Origin of the sequence: Pedococcus badiiscoriae (assembly GCF_013408925.1) — a bacterium.
Taxonomy (GTDB): Bacteria; Actinomycetota; Actinomycetes; order Actinomycetales; family Dermatophilaceae; genus Pedococcus; species Pedococcus badiiscoriae.
On record NZ_JACCAB010000001.1, the window covers coordinates 492,357 to 512,578 of the forward strand.

At 70.0% G+C, this 20,222-nt stretch carries 17 protein-coding genes; 2 read left to right on the forward strand and 15 right to left on the reverse strand.

Annotation, left to right across the window (positions count from 1 at the left end; genetic code table 11):
* Positions 1–4: 4 nt before the first annotated feature.
* The 6 genes from BJ986_RS02360 to BJ986_RS02385 form a co-directional block, all read right to left on the reverse strand.
* Positions 5–2,473 carry an FAD-dependent oxidoreductase gene (locus BJ986_RS02360; protein WP_179420541.1) on the reverse strand — a complete coding sequence of 823 codons (2,469 nt, stop codon included), beginning with the start codon at positions 2,471–2,473 and terminating at the stop codon, positions 5–7.
* Positions 2,470–3,438, reverse strand: a complete 969-nt coding sequence (locus BJ986_RS02365) for a phosphotransferase (RefSeq protein ID WP_337794676.1) — start codon at positions 3,436–3,438, stop codon at positions 2,470–2,472. The genes BJ986_RS02360 and BJ986_RS02365 overlap by 4 nt, the downstream gene beginning before the upstream one ends.
* Complete coding sequence (locus BJ986_RS02370) at positions 3,381–4,952, reverse strand: amino acid permease (protein WP_179420542.1); 1,572 nt, start codon at positions 4,950–4,952, stop codon at positions 3,381–3,383. Before BJ986_RS02370 ends, BJ986_RS02365 begins: the two co-directional genes overlap by 58 nt.
* 141 nt (positions 4,953–5,093) lie before the next feature.
* Positions 5,094–6,203: a branched-chain amino acid aminotransferase gene (locus tag BJ986_RS02375; protein ID WP_179420543.1), complete on the reverse strand. Its 1,110-nt coding sequence runs from the start codon at positions 6,201–6,203 to the stop codon at positions 5,094–5,096.
* Positions 6,204–6,306: 103 nt separating this feature from the next.
* Positions 6,307–7,374, reverse strand: coding sequence for a 3-isopropylmalate dehydrogenase (locus tag BJ986_RS02380; RefSeq protein WP_179420544.1), 1,068 nt, complete (start codon positions 7,372–7,374; stop codon positions 6,307–6,309).
* A gap of 125 nt (positions 7,375–7,499) precedes the next feature.
* The gene (locus BJ986_RS02385) at positions 7,500–7,589 is read right to left on the reverse strand and encodes a 3-isopropylmalate dehydrogenase (protein ID WP_202881163.1); all 90 of its coding nucleotides are present in this window, start codon (positions 7,587–7,589) and stop codon (positions 7,500–7,502) included.
* A gap of 328 nt (positions 7,590–7,917) precedes the next feature.
* Here BJ986_RS02385 and BJ986_RS02390 point away from each other — a divergent pair, with 328 nt between their 5' ends.
* Entirely contained in the window at positions 7,918–8,454 is a 537-nt protein-coding gene (locus BJ986_RS02390; protein WP_179420545.1) for a GNAT family N-acetyltransferase, read from the forward strand.
* Between the two features lie 72 nt (positions 8,455–8,526).
* On the opposite strand, the gene serA is transcribed toward BJ986_RS02390, so the two are convergent.
* The 6 genes from serA to BJ986_RS02420 form a co-directional block, all read right to left on the reverse strand.
* Positions 8,527–10,110, reverse strand: a complete 1,584-nt coding sequence (gene serA / locus BJ986_RS02395) for a phosphoglycerate dehydrogenase (protein WP_179420546.1) — start codon at positions 10,108–10,110, stop codon at positions 8,527–8,529.
* 276 nt (positions 10,111–10,386) lie between these two features.
* Positions 10,387–11,415, reverse strand: a complete 1,029-nt coding sequence (ilvC, locus tag BJ986_RS02400; protein WP_179420547.1) for a ketol-acid reductoisomerase — start codon at positions 11,413–11,415, stop codon at positions 10,387–10,389.
* A gap of 126 nt (positions 11,416–11,541) precedes the next feature.
* On the reverse strand, positions 11,542–12,054 hold the full coding sequence (gene ilvN, locus BJ986_RS02405; RefSeq protein WP_179420548.1) for an acetolactate synthase small subunit: 513 nt from the start codon (positions 12,052–12,054) through the stop codon (positions 11,542–11,544).
* Between the two features lie 5 nt (positions 12,055–12,059).
* Complete coding sequence (locus tag BJ986_RS02410; RefSeq protein WP_420372053.1) at positions 12,060–13,859, reverse strand: acetolactate synthase large subunit; 1,800 nt, start codon at positions 13,857–13,859, stop codon at positions 12,060–12,062.
* Positions 13,860–14,192: 333 nt separating this feature from the next.
* A complete protein-coding gene (gene ilvD, locus BJ986_RS02415) occupies positions 14,193–15,920 on the reverse strand; it encodes a dihydroxy-acid dehydratase (protein WP_179420550.1) in 1,728 nt (575 codons plus the stop codon).
* Positions 15,921–15,973: 53 nt separating this feature from the next.
* A complete protein-coding gene (locus tag BJ986_RS02420) occupies positions 15,974–16,498 on the reverse strand; it encodes a SixA phosphatase family protein (RefSeq protein ID WP_179420551.1) in 525 nt (174 codons plus the stop codon).
* Positions 16,499–16,650: 152 nt separating this feature from the next.
* On the opposite strand from BJ986_RS02420, the gene BJ986_RS02425 reads away from it, so the two are divergent.
* The gene (locus BJ986_RS02425) at positions 16,651–17,760 is read left to right on the forward strand and encodes a PLP-dependent cysteine synthase family protein (RefSeq protein ID WP_179420552.1); all 1,110 of its coding nucleotides are present in this window, start codon (positions 16,651–16,653) and stop codon (positions 17,758–17,760) included.
* A gap of 8 nt (positions 17,761–17,768) precedes the next feature.
* On the opposite strand, the gene BJ986_RS02430 is transcribed toward BJ986_RS02425, so the two are convergent.
* The 3 genes from BJ986_RS02430 to BJ986_RS02440 form a co-directional block, all read right to left on the reverse strand.
* The gene (locus BJ986_RS02430; protein WP_179420553.1) at positions 17,769–18,053 is read right to left on the reverse strand and encodes a MoaD/ThiS family protein; all 285 of its coding nucleotides are present in this window, start codon (positions 18,051–18,053) and stop codon (positions 17,769–17,771) included.
* Complete coding sequence (locus BJ986_RS02435; protein ID WP_179420554.1) at positions 18,050–19,138, reverse strand: WD40/YVTN/BNR-like repeat-containing protein; 1,089 nt, start codon at positions 19,136–19,138, stop codon at positions 18,050–18,052. The genes BJ986_RS02430 and BJ986_RS02435 overlap by 4 nt, the downstream gene beginning before the upstream one ends.
* 115 nt (positions 19,139–19,253) lie before the next feature.
* On the reverse strand, positions 19,254–20,171 hold the full coding sequence (locus BJ986_RS02440; protein WP_179420555.1) for a 2-hydroxyacid dehydrogenase: 918 nt from the start codon (positions 20,169–20,171) through the stop codon (positions 19,254–19,256).
* Between the last annotated feature and the right edge of the window lie 51 nt (positions 20,172–20,222).

The window sequence follows — 20,222 nt, forward strand, 5'->3', positions numbered from 1 at the left end:
TTCCTCATCTCACCGTCTGGCGAGCGAGCTTGACGCCGTCGGGGTCGAACGGCGGACGCAGCCCCACCGTCACCGGGTACCGCGTCCCCGCCAGGTCGATCTCGTAGCTGCCACCGCGTAGCCAGTCCGCGGTCGCCGCGCCGGTGGCCCGGTCACCCACGAGGGCCAGCCCGACCCCCCTGCCCAGGCTCGCACCCCACGCCGCGCTGGTGACCTGCCCGACGGGCTCGCCATCGCGCAGCACGAGCTCGCCACCCCACGGGTAGGCCGCCGGGTCACCCACGACGAACGAGACGATGCGGCGGGCGGGGGGCGTCAACCGGGAGCGCTCGACCGCCGCCCGCCCGAGGAAGTCGTGGTCGGTCCCGAGCTTGCAGGCGAAGGTGAGCCCGGCGACGACCGGCCCGGTCTCGGTGGTGAGCTCGCGGGCAAAGGCGCGATAGCCCTTCTCCAGGCGCATCGACTCGATGGTCGAGTACCCGGCAGGAACCACCCCGAGATCGCTGCCCGCGTCGAACAGGTCCTCGTAGACGCCTGCGGCGAGGTCGGTGGGGACGTAGACCTCCCAGCCCAGCTCACCGACATAGGTGATCCGGGTCGCTCGGACCGTGGCCTGACCGATCCTGACCTCCCTGCTCGTGGCGAACGGGAACGACACGTCGTCGAACGCGTCGGGCGACAGCCGCTGCAGGAGCTCACGGGACCGCGGTCCCATGACGCCGAGGACGGCATACGCACTCGTGAGGTCGACGACATGGGCCGCCGCGTCCGGCGGGAAGTGGCGGCGCATCCAGTCGATGTCCCGCACCGTCGTCGCGGCGCTGCTGACGACGAAGAACTCGTCACGGGCCGTCCTGGTCACCGTCACGTCGGACTCGTAGGTGCCACGCGAGTTGAGCATCCCCGTGTAGACGGCGCGACCGACGGGCACCGCGACGTCGGCGGTGCAGACCCACTGCAGGGCGCGCTCGGCCCCGGCCCCGACCACGAGGTACTTCGAGAAGGAGGTCTGGTCGAAGACCGCCACCGCCTCTCGGGTCGCCAACTGCTCGGCAACCGACCAGTCGACCCACGCCGGACGCTCCCACGAGTAGTCGATGACGGGCGGAGCACCCTGGGGGGCAAAGACATTCGGCCGCTCCCAGTTGTTGCGACTCCCCAGGCACGCCCCTTGGGCGACGACGAGGTCGTGGACGGGCGAGCGCCGTAGCGGCCGCCCCGTCTCGAGCTCGCGGTTGGGCCACGGCACCGCGTAGTGCAGCCCGAGCACCTCACCCACGCGCCGGCGAAGCCAGTCGTTGTTGCCGGCCAGCGGGGAGAACCTGCGGATGTCGGCACTGATCAGGTCGGTGGTCGGCTCGCCCTCGACGATCCACTCCGCGAGGGCGCGGCCTGCCCCACCTGCCGACGCGATCCCCACGGAGTTGAAGCCCGCGCCCACGAAGAAGCCGGCGAGCTCGGGCGCCTCGCCGATGATGAACTGGTTGTCGGGGGTGAAGCTCTCGGGTCCGTTGTAGAACTTGCGGATCCCCGTGTCGGCGAGCACCGGCAGGCGGTGAACGGCACTGTCCATGAGGATCTCGAAGTGCTCCCAGTCCTCCTCCAGGAGGGCGAACTCGAACGGGTACGGGATCTGGTCCGGCGCGACCCACGGCTTGGCCACCGGCTCGAACCCGCCCACGAGCAGACCCCCCACCTCCTCCTTGACGTAGGTGTAGCCGTCGGGATCGCGCAGGATCGGCAGGTCACGGTGCACCCCGTCGATCTGCTCGGTCACGACGTAGAAGTGCTCGGCCGAGTGCAGCGGCACGGTGACCCCGGCCAGCTCCCCCACGGCCTTGGCCCACTGGCCGGCGCAGTTCACGACGTACTCCGCCTCGACGTCGCCACGGTCGGTCCTGACTCCACTGGCTCGACCCGCGGTCGTCAGCACCCCGGTGACAAGCACCCGTTCGGCAATCCGGACCCCCCGCATCCGCGCGCCCTTCGCCAGCGCCTGGGTGAGGTCCGTCGGGTTGGCCCGCCCGTCACCGGGGAGCCAGATCGCGCCCACGAGGTCGTCGGCGCGGATGAGCGGGTACCGCTCGTGCGCCTCCCCGGGCGTGAGCAGCTCGCACTCGAGGTCGTATGCCGCGGCGCTCGCGGCGGTGCGGCGCAGGGCCACCATTCGCTCCTCGGTGCGGGCGAGGGTGAGGCCCCCACAGACGCGGTAGCCGGTCCCCAGCCCCGTCTCCGCCTCGAGCCGGGAGTAGAGCTCGGTCGAGTACTGGACCAGTCGGGTGCTGGCCTCCGTGGCCCGAAGCTGGCCGACCAGTCCCGCGGCATGCCAGGTCGTGCCGCAGGACAGCGAACCCTGTTCGAGGAGAAGGACATCCGTCCAGCCGAGGTGCGCCAGGTGGTAGGCGACGCTGCAGCCGATCACCCCGCCACCGATGATGACGACGCGGGCGCGCTGCGGCAGGTCCTCACTCACGCCGCTTCACCGCCATCGCCTGCGGCTTCGAGCAGCCGCCCCAGGCGCGCGCTCGTGAACAGCGCCGCGGCCGGCTCGTACCGTTCCATCGCGAACTCCCAGAAGTCGTGGTCAACGTCGGACACGCCGTGCTGGATGGCGCCCCAGAGGGTCCAGGCGTAGCGACCCGCGAGTCCCCACAGCTCGGCCCTGGCCAGCAGCCGGTCGTCCACGCGGCCGTAGTAGGCCTCGACGAGCTCGGCCAGGTGGTCCCGGTCCAGCTGCGACTCGTTGACGAGGTTGCCCAGCTCGAACGACGCCTCGTTGGTGCCGGAGTACTCGTAGTCGACGATCCGGATGTTGCCCCCGTCGTCGAGGAAGTTCGCCGCCAACAGGTCGTTGTGGCAGGGAACCCGGGGTTCGGGAAACCGGCGCAGTACGGCCTCGACCCGCACCGCCAGCGGGGCCAGCTCGGCATACCCGTCCGGGACGCGCAGCCCGCGCTGGAGGACGATGCCCCAGTAGCGGCGCTGGATGTCGAAGATGTCGAAGTCCGACGCGAACGGCGGCCCGGCGTGGAGCACCCGGAGGGCAGCGGCGATGCGCACCAGGTTGGCTGCCACGTCGCCCGCGGCATACGTCCTGCCCGGCAGGAAGCCGACGACGAGCACGCCCTGACCCGGCAGGTAGTCCACGACCGGGGCGCCGACCCCTGCCGCCGCGGCCGCGCGGCTGTTGAGCCACTCGTGCTCACGGTTGACGGCGAGCAGGTCCGTGCTGGCCGGCGAGATCCGGACGACGACGTCGTGCGTCGCCGTCCGGACCCGGTAGTTGTGGTTGGTCAGCCCGCCCGGGAGGTCATCGACCCGGCGCGCCTGACCAGCCAGGCAGGGAATCTGGTCGAGCCAGTGGTCGATCCCGAGCTCGGTCAGCGGAACGTCTCGGACACGTCGGCGTCGACGGTGTGCCTCGGCCCGGTGAACCACTTCTTGGCCGACAGGTGCCAGAACGCCCACAACAGGGCCATGGCGCCGAGGACCACGATGGGGGTGTAGTTGACGAACTTCCAGGCGAAGTGCTTGTCGAACGGGTTGCCGGTGTTGACCGTCGGCAGCATCGCGACGATGGACGTGATGACGATCTCGATGACAGCCAGGGGGGCCAGCCAGCGCCACTTGTTGCCGAGGTTCCACGACCCCTGCGGGAACGCGTTGCCTGCCCGCCAGCGGTAGTAGATGGGGACGGCGAAGGCCACGTAGAGGCCCACGACGCCGATGGAGACGACTGCAAAGAAGGCGATCGGCACGTAGATCGGTGCCTTGGCCGTGCCGATGTTGACCTTGACCAGGGCCGGGAGCGTGAGCAGCACTGCGACGACCGCCGAGAGGATCACCCCGTTGACCGGGACGCGCTTGGCGCTCAGCTTCGACCACAGCCGCGACCCGGGCACCGCGCCGTCCCGGCTGAAGGCGAACAGCATCCGGGTCGTCGAGGTCATGCAGGCCGTGGTGCAGAAGAACTGCCCCGCCGTCGAGATGAGCAGGACGGTGCCGGCCCACTTGCTGGACAGCGCCTGGCTGAAGATCGTCGCGACCGCACCGCCGCCGTTGGTGACCCCGGCCTCGTCCTGGACCGCGAAGAGGAAGGTCAGTAGCAGGATCCAGCCGCCGATGGCGGAGTACGCGATGGACTGCCAGATCCCCTTGGCCGCGGTGTTCGCGGCGCCGTGGGTCTCCTCGGAGAGGTGGGCGGACGCGTCGTAGCCGGTGATCGTGTACTGGGTGAGGATCGCCGAGATCGGCAGGATGTAGAACAGGAAGCCGATGCCGTGGGTGCTGCCGCCGATGAACCCGGTGTTGTTGACCGTGTGGGTGAACACCGAGGAGACACTCGCGTGGTGGGAGGGGATGAACCACAGGATGAGCACGACGGCCAGGGCGCCGAAGACGTGCCACCAGACCGAGATGTTGTTGAGCACGGCCAGCAGGTGGGCCGAGAAGATGTTGATGAGCGAGACCAGCACGAGCACGACGACGAAGTAGAGGAACACCCGGTTGAGGTCACCAGGGGTGTAGCCGCTGTCGAAGGCGCCGATGGTGAGGTCGAGGAAGGTGGCGCACCCGTACGCGACGGACGCGTCGATGGCGAGCAACCCGATGAGGTTCAGCCAGCCTGTGTAGTACCCGGCCTTGACGCCGCCGAGCTTGCTGGCCCACCAGTAGATCCCGCCCGAGGTCGGGTAGGCGGAGACGAGCTCGGACATGCACAGGCCGATGGCGAGGATGAACAGGCTGATGATAGGCCAGCCCCACGCGATGGCGGCCGGGCCGCCGTTGTTCCAGCCGACCCCGAAGGTGGTGAAACAGCCCGCCAGGATCGAGATGATCGAGAACGAGATGGCGAAGTTGGAGAAGCCGGACCAGGACCGGTCGAGCTCTTGCTTGTACCCGAGCTCCGCCAGCCGGCGTTCGTCCTCGGACAGATCGGTGACGCTGGCCATACCGGGCTCCTCGTGGTCGCAACGACTTTGAGCCGAATGCTTCACCCACGCCGCTCACCGTGTCAATGGTCCAATCACAAACCATTCCGGCAGTGAGGGGGGCGCAGGACCCGACAGGCCCGAGGAACCGAACAAACCGTCTCAGACCAGACGGGTCAGCCACCCGTGGGTGTCCTCGGTGCGGCCGTACTGGATGTCGAGCAGGCGCTCACGGATCGTGCGGGTCACCTCGCCGTAGTCGACGCCGTTGCGGTGGTCGCAGGATCCGCCGGCCCAGCGCAGCTCGCCCACGGGCGTGATGACCGCCGCCGTGCCGCAGGCGAAGATCTCGACGATCTCGCCGCTGGCCGCGCCGTCCTTCCACTCCTGGATGGGGATCCGCCGCTCCTCGGGCTCCAGCCCCATCTCCTTGGCCAGCGCCAGGACCGAGGAGCGGGTGACGCCCTCGAGGATCGACCCGGTGAGCTCGGGCGTGACGAGCTTGTTGTCCTTGGTCACGAAGAACAGGTTCATCCCGCCGAGCTCCTCGACGTAGGTGTGCGTCGACGCGTCGAGGAAGACCGCCTGGTCGCAGCCGTTCTCGATCCCCTCGAGCTGGCCGGCCAGGCTGGAGGCGTAGTTCCCGCCGCACTTGGCCGCACCGGTGCCGCCCTCGCCGGCGCGCGCGTAGTCCGTCGAGAGCCAGAGCGTGACCGGCTTGATGCCGCCGCTGAAGTAGGCGCCGGCCGGGGACGCGATGACCGAGTAGGTCACCTCCGAAGCCGGACGCACCCCGAGGAAGGCCTCCGAGGCATACATGAAGGGCCGCAGGTAGAGGCTCGACTCACCGCTGGCCCCCGAGGGCACCCAGGCCTGGTCGACCTCGACGAGCGCGCGCAGCGAGGCGAGGAAGTCCTCCTCGGGCAGCTCCGGCAGGGTCATCCGGCGGGCGCTGCGCATCATCCGCTGCGCGTTGGCCTCCGGGCGGAAGGTCCAGATCGACCCGTCGGCGTGCCGGTAGGCCTTCATGCCCTCGAAGATCTCCTGCGCATAGTGCAGCACCGCAGCTGAGGGCATGAGGGTGATCGGGCCGTAGGCCGAGACCTTGCCCTCGCTCCACCCCTCGCCCTTGCGCCACACGGCCGTGACCATGTGGTCGGTGAACGTCGTGCCGAACCCCGGGTTGGCCAGCACCGCCTCGCGCTCCGCGTCCGGCCGCGGGTCGGAGCGGCGGGTGACCTCGAAGGTCAGCGGTGCGGTGGTCTGGCTCATGGAGTCCTCCTGGGTGTCGCCCATTGCCGGGACGGGCTGCTCCTGCCGAGGTTACCTGCCCGGCCGACCACCCGGGCAGGAGACGTCGGGTGCAGCCGGTGACCTAGAGCAGCGACGCGATGGCGTCGCCGACCTGCGGCGTGCTGCGTACGGCGCTCCCCCGGGTGGCGAGGTCGGCGGCCACGGCGCGCTCGACTCGGGAGGCCTCGTCGGTGCGGCCCAGGTGCTCGAGCAGCATGCCGACCGAGAGGATGGTGGCCGTCGGGTCGGCCTTGGCCTGGCCCGCGATGTCGGGAGCGGACCCGTGGACGGGCTCGAACATGCTGGGCGCCGTGCGCTCGGGGTTGATGTTGGCGCTGGCCGCGAGGCCGATGCCGCCGACGACGGCGGCCGCGATGTCCGTGATGATGTCGCCGAAGAGGTTGTCCGTGACGATCACGTCGAACCGACCGGGGTCGGTGGCCAGGAAGATGGTGGCCGCGTCGACGTGCTGGTATGCCGTCGTGACCTCGGGGAACTCGCGCGCCACCTCCTCGACGGTGCGGCGCCACAGGTGGCCGGCGTGGGTGAGCACGTTGTGCTTGTGGACGAGGGTCAGGTGCTTGCGCGGCCGGGCCTGCGCACGGGCGAAGGCATCGCGCACGACCCGCTCGACGCCGAACCGGGTGTTGACGCTGACCTCGGTCGCGATCTCGTGGGGGGTGCCGGTGCGCAACGAGCCGCCGTTGCCGACGTAGGGGCCCTCGGTCCCCTCGCGGACGACGACGAAGTCGATGCCCTCGGGGGCCACCCGGTCCACGGCCAGCGGGCTCAGCACTCCCGGGTAGAGCTTGGCCGGGCGCAGGTTGACGTACTGCTCGAGGGCGAAGCGCAGCGGGAGCAGCACCCCGCGCTCGAGCACTCCGCTCGGCACGGTCGGGTCGCCGATCGCGCCGAGCAGGATCGCGTCGTGGCCACGCAGCTCCTCCAGGACGGAGTCGGGCAGCGTCTCGCCAGTCGCGTGCCAGCGACGCGCGCCCAGGTCGTACTCGGTCGTCTGGAACTTGGTGCCGGTGTTGGCCGTGACGGTCTCCAGGACCTTCAGGCCCTCGGCCACGACCTCCGGGCCGATCCCGTCACCGCCGATGACGGCGAGGTTGACGGTGTCGTTGCCAGCGCTGTCGGGAGCCATGTTCTCCAGCCTAAGGACGGTCTTGCGATCTGATATTGGCGTCTCACCTGACGAACGACCCCGAGCAGGGGCTCGAGGTCGTTCGTCGGCGCACCACGACGGTGCGCGGGTCCATCGCTGAGTCGTCAGTCGTCGGAGTGACCCTGCTCGCGCAGGTCCATCGACTCCTGCAGTGCCTGACGTGCCTTGGCGGCCTCTTCGCTCATGTCAACCATTCCTTCGTGGATACCCCTGTGTCCCAACAGGGTTCGGGTTCGGGTGGGTTCTCGGTGTCTCTGCGGGCACTCGCCGGTTAACGGGGCGCCACTGTCAGCCACGCACGCGGGATCTCCGCGGCGAGTGGGCTGACTACCGGAACTCGCCGCGGCGGATAAGAATTACGACCTGCCGCGTCATGTCTTCGAGGTTACGTGGACGTCCAACTAAACGACACCCGTTTCCCACGCAGTGAGACATGGCTGGACGTGACCGCGGCCACAGTGCTCCTGAGGTCGACTCCGGTCAGCCGGGCGGCGTGCCGGGGTCAGTGCCTAGGGTGACGACGTGCTCCCCGACGGCTACGCCCTGCGCCCCATGACCCTCGACGACGCCGACCCCCTCGCGGCGGCATACCTGCGCAACCGGGAGCACCTCAGGCCGGCGCCCGTACGGCCCGAGGCGTTCTACACCGTGGAGGGCCAGCGCGAGGCGGTCCGCGACCGGCTGCGCCAGGTCGAGCTCGGCCTGTTCGACTGCTGGCTGCTGTGGCACGGACCCGAGGTCGTCGGGACGGCGACGCTCCAGAACATCGTGCGAGGTGCCATGTATGGCGCGGACGTGGGCTACTGGATCGACCGGGCCCACCTGCGTCGGGGCCTCGCCGTGGCCTCGCTCGAGCGCCTGGTGCAGCGGGCCCGGGACCTCGGCCTGCACCGACTCGGAGGCAGCACCAACGTCACGAACCTGGCCTCCCAGCAGGTGCTGCGACGGTGCGGGTTCGTGGAGTGCGGCCGAATCCCGGCGTTCCTCTACCTCGACGGGCAGTGGCGCGACAGCATCATGTTCAACCTCGTGCTCCACGACGACCCGCCGCCGGGCTGAGCCGGCTCAGCCCGGCGGGGTCAGCTGAGCTGGCTCAGAGCTGGCTCAGCCCGGCGGATCAGCTGAGGCGACTCAGCCGAGGTCGACGACGCTGACCTCGGCCCCGACCTCGCTCACGATCGCGGCGAGCACGTCGGCGGGGATGACGCTGTCGACGGTGAGCGCCACCAGCGCCTGGCCGCCCTTCTCGTTGCGAGCCACCTGCATACCGGCGATGTTGACGTCGGCGTCGCCGAGCAGCCGGCCGACGGTGCCGATGACCCCGGGACGGTCGACGTAGGTGAAGAAGGCGAGGTGCTCGGTGAGGGGCACCTCGATGTCGAAGCCGTTGACGCCGACGATCTTCTCGATGAGGCGCGGGCCGGTCAGGGTGCCCGATACGCTGATCGTCGCACCGTCCGCGAGGGTCCCCCGCAGGGTCGTGACGTTGCGGAAGTCCTGCATCGTCGGGTCGGTCAGCAGACGGACCTCGCAGCCACGCTGCTCGGCCAGCAGGGGCGCGTTGACGTAGGTCACCGGGCCCTCGGTCACGCCGTTGAACAGGCCCTTGAGGGCGGCGAGCGTCCAGATCGACACGTCGAACTCGGTGATCTCGCCCTTCACGTCGACATCGAGCTGGACCGGCACGGAGCCCGCGAGCGAGGTGAAGATGCGCCCCAGCTTCTCGACGAGGGCGATGCCGGGACGGACCTCCTCGGGCACTGCTCCGCCGGACACGTTGACGGCGTCGGGGACGAGGTCGCCGCCGAGGGCGAGCCGCACGGACTTCGCGACCGACACCCCGGCCTTCTCCTGGGCCTCGTCGGTCGACGCGCCGAGGTGGGGGGTCACCACGACGGACTCGTGCTCGAACAACGGGCTCTCGGTCGTCGGCTCGGTGGCGAACACGTCGATGCCGGCGCCGGCGACGCGGCCGTCGCGCAGCGCCTCGGCCAGGGCGGCCTCGTCGACGATGCCGCCACGGGCGGCGTTGATGATCCGCACGGTGGGCTTGACCTTCGTCAGGGCCTCCTTGCCGATCAGGCCGACGGTCTCCGCGTTCTTGGGCAGGTGCACGGTGATGAAGTCGCTCTGCTCGAGCAGCTCGTCGAGCGTGACCAGCTGGGCCCCGAGCTGACCGGCACGCTGGGCCGAGACATAGGGGTCGTAGGCGAGGATCTCCATGCCGAATCCCTTGAGCCGCTCGGCGACGAGCTGGCCGATGCGACCGAACCCGACGACGCCGACCTTCTTGTCGAGCAGCTCGACACCGCCGTACTTGCTGCGCTTCCAGGCGCCGGCCTTGAGTGCCTGGTTGGCGGGGGCGATGTTGCGAGCCGTGGAGAGCAGCAGCCCGACGGCGAGCTCCGCCGCTGAGGTGATGTTGGACGTGGGGGCGTTGACGACCATGACGCCGGCCTGCGTCGCTGCCGGGACGTCCACGTTGTCGAGGCCGACCCCCGCACGGGCGATCACCTTGAGCGCCTTGGCGGCGGCGATGGCTTCGGCGTCCATCTTCGTGGCCGAGCGGATGAGAACCGCGTCGACGTCGGCAAGTGCCGGCAGCAGTGCGTCACGGTCCGCGCCGTCGACGTGGCGCACCTCGAAGTCGGGCCCGAGGGCGTCGATGGTGGCGGGAGAGAGTTCCTCGGCGATCAGCACGATCGGCTTGCTCACGTGTCAGTCCTTTGGTGGGTCAGTGATGGATGACCGAAGGGTCACTGATGGGGTCCGGCACCGCGCTGTGCCCGCGGTCAGCATACGACCGCGCTCAGCATGTGGATGCCATGGCTCGACATGTGACACGCGGACCACGGCGGGCGGGGGCCGTCCAGAGTTTGTCCACCGTTGGGGACAAACTGGGGACAAACCCTGGACAAGGCCGCCGGGGACCTGGGGACGACGATGCCGGCCGGCCCCTCGGGGACCGGCCGGCATACCGGAGGGGGAACGTCAGCGGGCGGCGGAGCCCTCGACGTAGTCGGAGTCGGTCTCCTTGATCCAGCTCATGAGCTTGCGCAGCTCCTTGCCGGTGCCCTCGATCGGGTGCTGGGCACCCTTCTCCCGCAGCGCCTTGAACTCCGGACCACCGGCGTCCTGGTCGTCGATGAACCGCTTCGCGAACGCGCCGTTCTTGATGTCTGCCAGCACGGCCTGCATGTTCTCCTTCACCCGCGGGTCGATGACGCGGGGCCCGGAGACGTAGTCGCCGTACTCGGCCGTGTCGGAGACAGACCATCGCTGCTTGGCGATGCCGCCCTCGACCATCAGGTCGACGATCAGCTTGAGCTCGTGGAGGCACTCGAAGTAGGCCACCTCCGGCTGGTAGCCGGCCTCGACGAGCGTCTCGAAGCCGTACTGCACGAGCTGGGAGGCGCCACCACACAGGACCGCCTGCTCACCGAACAGGTCGGTCTCGCACTCCTCCGTGAAGGTGGTCTTGATGCCGCCGGCGCGCAGGCCACCGATGGCCTTGGCATAGGACTGGGCCAGCGCCCAGGCGCCGCCGGACGCGTCCTGCTCGACGGCGAGCAGCACGGGGACCCCACGACCGTCGACGTACTCGCGGCGGACCAGGTGCCCGGGACCCTTGGGGGCCACCATGATCACGTCGGACCCGGCCTCGGGCTTGATGTAGTCGAAGCGGATGTTGAAGCCGTGGCCGAAGAGCAGGCCGGCGCCCTCCTTGAGGTTGGGGGCGATGTCGTTGGCGTAGACCGTCCGCTGCACCTGGTCAGGCGTGAGGATGACCACCAGGTCGGCCTCCTTGACCGCGTCCGCGACGGACCGCACGGTCAGCCCCTCGGCCTCGGCCTTGGCGCGGCTCTTGCTGCCCTCCGCGAGGCCGACGCGGACGTCCACCCCGGAGTCACGCAGGTTGAGAGCGTGGGCATGGCCCTGGCTGCCGTAGCCGATGACGGCCACCTTCTTGCCCTGGATCACGCTCAGGTCAGCGTCGTCGTCGTAGAACATCTCGGCCACGGTGGCCACTCCTTAGTGTTGTCTGGACTGCTTCGGATGATCAGTGAGAACTGTTGGGCTGCAACGAGACCCAGGTATGCCGGGTCACCGCGGCGGTGGTGTCGGGTGGTGTCGCCCCCGGGCGGCTCACGCCGTCCGCAACGCCCGGTCGGTGATCGACCGGCTGCCGCGCCCGATCGCCACCATGCCGGACTGGACGAGCTCCTTGACGCCGAACGGCTCGACGACCTCGAGGAACGCGGCCAGCTTGTCGCGGTTGCCGGTGACCTCGATGGTCAAGGCGTCGCTGGCGACGTCGACCACCTTGGCACGGAACAGCTGCACGGTCTCCAGCACGTGGCTGCGGCTGTGCACGTCGGTGCGGACCTTGACGAGCAGGATCTCGCGCTGCACGGAGGCCGTGGGCTCGAGCTCGACGACCTTGAGCACCTCGATGAGCTTGTTGAGCTGCTTCGTGACCTGCTCGAGGGGCAGGGCGTCGACGTCGACGACCACCGTCATCCGCGAGATCTCCGGGTGCTCGGTGGGCCCCACCGCGAGGGAGTCGATGTTGAAGCCGCGGCGCGAGAACAGGGCTGCGATGCGGGCCAGGACGCCGGGCTTGTTCTCGACCAGCACCGACAGGGTGTGCTTGCTCATCGGCATTACCGTCCGTCCTTGTCGGCGTCCTCGGGCTGTTCGGTGGCCTCGTCCTCTTCACGGTCCCACTGCGGGGCGGTGTCCTTCGCGACCTGGATCGCGTCGTTGCTGACTCCTGCCGGGACCATGGGCCAGACCATGGCGTCGCGGTGGACGACGAAGTCGACGATGACCGGGACGTCGTTGATCTCCATGGCCTTCTTGATCGTGGCGTCGACGTCCTCCGGGCGTTCGCACCGCAGCCCGACGCAGCCGTAGGCCTCGGCGAGCTTGACGAAGTCCGGGATGCGGCTGCCCACGGAGGTGTGCAGGTCCGTGTTGGAGTACCGCTTGTCGTAGAAGAGCGACTGCCACTGGCGGACCATGCCCAGGCTGCTGTTGTTGATGATCGCGACCTTGATCGGGATGTTGTTGATGACGCAGGTGGCGAGCTCCTGGTTGGTCATCTGGAAGCAGCCGTCCCCGTCGATCGCCCAGACCACGCGGTCCGGCTGGGCGACCTTCGCGCCCATCGCGGCCGGCACGGCATACCCCATCGTGCCGAGGCCACCGGAGTTGAGCCACGCGTTAGGGCGTTCGTACTGGACGAACTGGGCCGCCCACATCTGGTGCTGGCCGACGCCGGCGACGTAGACCGACTCCGGGCCGCTGATGGCGCCGATGCGCTCGATGACGTGCTGCGGCGCCACGCTCTCCTCGCCCTCGGGTGAGGTGTAGCCCAGTGGGAACGTGGACTTCCAGCCAGCCGTCTGCTCGCGCCAGGCGTCGTAGTCGCCGATCGTGCCGGCGTCGCGGTCGGCGGCCACGGCCTTGACGAGCTCGCCGATGACCTCGAGGACGTCGCCGACGATCGGCACGTCGGCGTTGCGGTTCTTGGAGATCTCGGCCGGGTCGATGTCGGCGTGGATGACCTTGGCCTCCGGCGCGAAGGTCGACAGCTGGCCGGTCACCCGGTCGTCGAAGCGCGCACCGAGGGTGATGAGCAGGTCCGCCTTCTGCAGGGCGGTGACGGCCGCGACCGAGCCGTGCATGCCAGGCATGCCCAGGTGCAGCGGATGGCTGTCGGGGACGGCGCCGCGGGCCATCAGGGTGGTGACCACAGGGATCTGCGTCAGCTCGACGAACTCGCGCAGCGCGTCGGAGGCGTTGCCGCGGATGACCCCGCCGCCGACGTAGAACACCGGCCTCCTGGCCTGGGCGATGAGCCGGGCGGCCTCGCGGATCTGCTTGTTGTGCGGCCGGGCGACCGGGCGGTAGCCGGGCAGGTCGTACTTGGGTGGCCACGCGAAGGTCGTCTTGGCCTGCAGCGCGTCCTTGGAGATGTCGACGAGCACCGGACCCGGCCGCCCGGTGGACGCGATGTGGAAGGCCTCCGCGATCACGCGAGGGATCTGCGAGGCGTCCGTGACGAGGTAGTTGTGCTTGGTGATCGGCATCGTGATGCCGCGGATGTCCGCCTCCTGGAAGGCGTCCGTGCCGATCGCGGCCGAGGCGACCTGACCGGTGATGGCCACGATCGGCACCGAGTCCATGTAGGCGTCGGCGATGGCGGTGACGAGGTTCGTGGCCCCCGGACCGGAGGTGGCCATGCAGACCCCGACCTTGCCGGTCGCGCTCGCGTACCCCTCGGCCGCGTGGCCGGCGCCCTGCTCGTGCCGGACGAGGATGTGGCGGACCTTGACCGAGTCGAGCAGCGGGTCGTATGCCGGCAGGATCGCGCCCCCGGGGATCCCGAAGACCGTGTCGACGTCCATGGCCTCGAGGGAGAGCACCAGGCTCTGCGCGCCCGTCACCTGGACGGGCACCTTCGCCTTTGCCTGCTCGGCCAGCCTGGACGGGCTGGGAGCCGGGCCGGGCGGGGTCTGGGCTGGACTCGGTGCCGGGCTCGGTGCCGGTTTCGCGTCGCTCACGTCTCTACCGCTTTCGGTTCTCGCATGCTGGATCTGCTCATGAAAAAGCCCTCCAGTTCCGGTGGGGAACGACGGAGGGCAGCGCGCTTGCTCTCGGGATGAGGGCCTGCGCGCTAGGGAAGTACGAGAATTCGTGCCACACGAGAACTCTCTCGCCGACCTCCAGTGGTGTCAACGTACGAGACAGCCGGTCCCACGATCCGGACCTGTCGTCTCAGTCACAGAGCACTAGCCGCAGACGGCGCCGCCGCTCGCGCTGCCGACCAGCTTGCGGTACTTGGCCAGGACGCCGCGGGGGTACTTGGACTCCGGTGGCACGAAGCCCTCCGCGCGCCGGGCCAGCTCCGCCTCGTCGACGTGCACGTCGAGCAGGCCACCGGCGACGTCGAGCGTGATGCGGTCACCGTCACGCACGAACGCGATGGGACCGCCATCGACGGCTTCCGGCGCCACGTGTCCGACGCACAGACCGGTGGTCCCGCCGGAGAAGCGGCCGTCGGTGAGCAGCAGCACGTCCTTGCCCAGCCCGGCGCCCTTGATGGCGCCGGTGACCGCCAGCATCTCGCGCATGCCCGGCCCACCCTTGGGTCCCTCGTAGCGGATCACCACCACGTCGCCCGCCTTGAGCGAGCCCTGCGCGACGGCGTCCATGGCGGCGCGCTCACCGTCGAACACCCGCGCGGTGCCCTCGAAGACGTCGGAGTCGAAGCCGGCCGACTTCACCACGGCACCCCCGGGAGCGAGCGAACCCTTGAGGATCGTGATCCCGCCGGTCCGGTGGATCGGCTCCTTCATGGCCCGGACGACCTTGCCGTCGACATCGGGCGGAGCGATGTCGGCGAGGTTCTCGGCCATCGTCCTGCCCGTGACCGTCAGGCAGTCACCGTGCAGCAGGCCCGCGTCGAGCAGGGCGCGCATGACCACAGGCACTCCCCCGACCCGGTCGATGTCGGTCATGACGAACTGGCCGAAGGGCTTGACGTCGGCCAGGTGCGGCACCTTCGCCCCGATGCGCGAGAAGTCGTCGAGGGTCAGGTCGACCTCGGCCTCGTGGGCGATGGCCAACAGGTGGAGCACCGCGTTCGTCGAGCCGCCGAAGGCCATGACCACGGCGATGGCGTTCTCGAACGCCTCCTTCGTCATGATGTCCCGCGCCGTGATCCCGCGCCGCAGCAGTCCGACGACGGCCTCCCCCGACTTGCGGGCGAACCCGTCGCGGCGACGGTCGGTGGCCGGCGGCGCCGCGGAGCCCGGCAGCGACATCCCGATGGCCTCGGCGACAGAGGCCATCGTGTTGGCGGTGTACATGCCACCGCAGGCGCCCTCCCCGGGACAGATCGCCCGCTCGATCGCGTCGACGTCGGCCCGCGACATGAGACCCGCGGCGCAGGCACCCACCGCCTCGAACGCGTCGATGATCGTCACAGTCTTCTCGGACCCGTCCGACAGCTTGGCGATCCCCGGCAGGATCGACCCGGCATACAGGAACACGCTGGACAGGTCGAGGCGCGCCGCGGCCATCAGCATGCCGGGCAGCGACTTGTCACACCCCGCGAGCAGCACCGAGCCGTCGAGGCGCTCGGCGTTCATCACGGTCTCCACCGAGTCCGCGATGATCTCTCGGCTCACGAGGGAGAAGTGCATGCCCTCGTGGCCCATCGAGATCCCGTCGCTGACCGAGATCGTGCCGAACTCGAGCGGGTACCCACCGGCGGCGTGCACGCCGTCCTTGACGGCCTTGGCGAGCCGGTCGAGGGACAGGTTGCACGGCGTGATCTCGTTCCAGGAACTGGCCACCCCGATCTGCGGCTTGACCCAGTCGTCGTCCCCCATGCCGACCGCGCGGAGCATGCCCCGGGCGGCCGCCTTCTCCAGGCCGTCGGTCACATCGCGGCTGCGTGGCTTGATGTCGACGCCGTCAATGGCTGCCCCGGGGACCGGTTCGGTGGTCGTCATGTCCGCAGTCTAGGACTCGGGTCCACAGGGTGGGACGCGGGTCTCACGGACCGTCACCCTCGTGAGACGTGGCACCGCTCGAGCGCCGCGGTGCCGATGTCGAGCCCAGACCAGGGGCCGGCATAGCGCAGCACGGCGATCGACGACGTGGGGAACCCGGCGGCCAGGCACTCGTGCGCCGCCGACGACCCGTCGCCCTCCGACAGTCCGCTGGCCAGCGCAGCCATCGTCGGGTTGTGCCCCACGACCATCACGACCTGCGCCTCGCCCGCAGCCTCGCGAACCGTCTGCAGCACGGTCTGGGCTCCACCGGAGTAGATGCTGTCGTCGAACTCGACGGTCTCGCCACACGCGCCACCGTCGACCGCCGCCTCCCACGTCTGCCGGGTGCGCACGGCCGTCGAGCACAGTACGAGCTCAGGCCCCAGCTCGTGCTCGTGCAGCCAGGCGCCGGCCGCCATGGCGTCGCGCCGACCGCGTGCGGTGAGTGAGCGCTCGTGGTCGGCCTTGCCATAGACCTGCTCGGCCTTGGCGTGACGGAACAGGATGAGCACCTTGTCATCGCTGGCGAGGGTCATACCCCGAGCATGGACCCGTCGAGCGTCAACAACCAGTCTTGACAGCGGGGCCCCGAGCGCGGCGGCTACCCTTCGTCCCACCACGACGAGGTGACCCCGAGGCAGTGAACCCGCGGCCGCGGCACACCTCTCCGGCCAGTGAGGAACGACCGATGGAGCAGCCGCCCGCCCTGATCGACGTCAGGGCGACCGCACCGACCGACCGGCCCTGGCTCGACGAGGCGATCCGCCGCATCCAGGCCGATGCGAACCGCAGCGCCGACACCCACCTCGTGCAGGTACCGCTGCCCGGACTGCCCGATGTCGATCTCTACCTCAAGGACGAGTCGACGCACCCCACCGGCAGCCTCAAGCACCGCCTGGCGAGGTCCCTGTTCCTCTACGCCCTGTGCAACGGCGAGCTGCACCAGGGCACCACGGTCATCGAGGCGTCGAGCGGGTCCACCGCGGTGAGCGAGGCGTACTTCGCCCGGATGCTCGGACTGCCGTTCATCGCCGTCATGGTCCGCACGACCAGCCCGGAGAAGATCGCCCTCATCGAGCGCGAGGGCGGCCAGTGCCACTTCGTGGACGACGCAGGCGAGGTCTACGAAGTGGCGCGACAGCTCGCCGAGGACCGCGGCGGCCACTACCTCGACCAGTTCACGTTCGCCGAGCGCGCGACCGACTGGCGCGGCAACAACAACATCGCGGAGTCGATCTTCGAGCAGATGGGCCGCGAGCGGCATCCCGTGCCGCACTGGGTCGTCGTCGGCGCGGGCACCGGCGGGACGAGCGCGACCATCGGCCGCTACGTGCGCTACCGGGGACTGGCCAGCCAGGTCTGCGTCGTCGACCCGGAGCACTCGGCGTTCCTCCCGGCCTTCTGCGGCGACGACGCCGGCGTCACGGCCGCGTGCGGGTCGCGCATCGAGGGCATCGGCCGGCCCCGGGTCGAGCCCAGCTTCGTCCCGAGTGTCGTCGACCGGATGATGCTGGTGCCCGACGCCGCTTCCGTGGCGGCCATGCGGTTCCTCACCGAACGCACCGGCCTGCGCGGTGGCGCCTCCACCGGCACCAACCTGTTCGGCGCGATGCTCCTGGCGTGCGAGATGGCCGAGCGCGGGGAGGGCGGCAGCATCGTCTCCCTGCTGTGCGACGGGTCCGAGAGGTATGCCGGCACGTACCGCAGCGATGCGTGGCTGACCGAGCGCGGGTGGGACCTCGAGCCACACCTCGCGGTGCTGCGGGCAGCCTGGGACGACGGCGTCTGGACCGGCTGAGCGACCGGTCAGCCCCCGGACACGGCGTTGATGACGTGGACCGTGGAGTTCGGGGTGACTGCGGTCTGCACCCCGTGCGCGCGTTTGGCGTCCTCGCCGTCGACGAACACGTTGACGTGTCGCCGGATCTCGCCCCGCTCGTCGCGGACCCGCGAAGCCAGGATGGGCCAGGGCCCGAACGCCAGGTCGAGCACGTCGCCGAGCGGCGCCTGCGCGCTCAGCTCGACGGGCAGCTCGGCCGCGCCATCGGCCAGGTCGCGCAGCAGACCGGGCAGCACCACTCGAGCCGTCATGGCAGCGTGACCGCCCGCACGCAGAGCACGTCCGGGAGCTGCTGCACGATGCGCTCGAACGAGTCGCCGCCATCCAGGGACGCGTAGACCTCCCCGTTGCGAGTGCCGAGGTACAGACCCGGCTCGTCGGGGTGGTTGTCCAGGCCCGCGGCATCGCGCAGCACGTTGGTGTAGGAGGGAGAAGGCAGCCCCTCGTGCTGGGTGCGCCAGGTCGCACCGGCGTCGTCGGTGCGCTGGACCTGGAGCTCGGCCGCCGGGGGGATGCGCTCACCGTCGGAGGCGATGGGCACCAGCCACATCGTGTCCCCGCGGCTCGGGTGGGCCAGGGCCGTCATGCCGAAGTTCGTCGGCAGCCCGGCCTCGATCGAGGTCCAGGTGACCCCGTCGTCGTCGGATCGGTAGACGCCCCTGTGGTTCTGGGCGTAGAGGCGAGTCGGGGTGCCGCTGTCGCGCACCACCTTGTGGACGCACTGGCCGAACTCGGGCCACTCGTCGTGTGGCTGGAAGTAGGCGTGGATGCCGGTGTTGCCCGGGTTCCACGACTCCCCGCCGTCGCGGGTGTTGTAGACGCCGCCCGTGCTCATCGCAACGAGCATGCTGTTCGCGTCGACGGGGCTGGGCAAGACCGTGTGGATGGCCCCGCCGCCGAAGCCCTCACCCCACTGCGGGCGGTGCGGGTGCTCCCACAGACCGCGGTTGAGCTCGAACGTCTCTCCACGGTCCGCGCTGCGCCACAGGCCCTGGGGCTCGGTGCCCGCCCACACGACTGACGGGTCGTGCGGGTCCGCCACGAGCTGCCAGGTTGCCTTGAGCGCGGTGTCGGTGTCCTCCGGAAAGCGGATCGAGCCGTCCGGGTGCTCCACCCAGGTGGCGCCGAGGTCGTCCGAGTGCTGAAGCGAGGGACCCCAGTGCGAGGAGCGGAACCCCACGAGCAGCCTGGTCGGGTCGCTGCGGGTGTCGAAGAGCAGCGACAGCACCTCGCTCATCAGGAAGTGCGGCCCCTCCAGCTGCCACGACTTCCGGTCCTGGCTGCGGGCCAGCCACAACCCCTTGCGTGTGCCGATTCCGACGACGGTCTCACCCATGTTGCCCATACTGGCACTCCTTCCGGCCGTTCGACACGTGCCGCGGATACCGACCCGCGGCGGCAGCGGAACTCATCGGTGGTGACCCTGGTCTGCCGTTCGCCGCACCGCGGGCTCAGACCAGGTTGCGCAGTGGTCTGCCCGCGGCATACGCCCCGAGCTGCTCCTGGAGGAGGCGCGCGGCCCGGGGCATGAAGGCCGTCGAGGCACCACCCACGTGCGGCGTGATCAGCACCCCGGGGGTCGTCCAGAGCGGGTGGTCGCGCGGCAGCGGCTCGGGGTCGGTGACGTCCAGCGCTGCGCGGATCCTGCCCGCGGACGCGTGCCGCACCAGCGCGTCGGTGTCGACCACGCCACCACGCGCCACGTTGACGACCAGGGCGCCGTCGGGCAGGGCGGCCAGGAAGGCGTCATCGACCAGCCCGCGCGTGTGCTCGCTCAGCGGCACGATCGCGATGACGACGTCCTGTCGGGGCAGCAGGTCGGGCAGCTCGTCGACGCCGTGCACCGATCGCACGAGCTCGTCGCCCGCCCGGGCACGGCTCGCCACGGCGCTCACCTGCACCTCGAACGGCGTGAGCCGCGCCGCGATCGCCCGCCCGATGGCGCCATAGCCCAGCACCAGCACGCGTTTGTCGGCCAGGGCCTGGTGGAACGACGTGGGCAGCCAGGTGCGTTCCCGTTGGGCCGCAACGAAGTCCGGGAGGTCGCGCAGGCTCGCCAGGGTGAGCGCGACCGCCAGCTCGGCCGTCGACGCATCGTGCACCCCGGTGGCGTTGGCGAGGCGCACCCCGTCGGGCAGCACGGCCTGCACGTCGTCATAGCCGGCCGTCAGGAGCTGCACCAGCTCCAGGTTCGGCACGTGCGCCAGGGCACCCAGCCGGGCGCCGGCGCCGATGTACGGCGGGACCACGACCGTGATCTCGTCGGCCCGGTCGGGCACGCCGTCGAGGTCCCACACGACGAGCTCGACCCCCGAGATCGGCCCCACCAGGTCCACCCATTCCTGCCCAGGCAGGGTCACCAGCGTCATGGCCCCACGCTAGCCCCGCGCCCTTGCCTGGGGATCGCCCGTCCGCGTCCG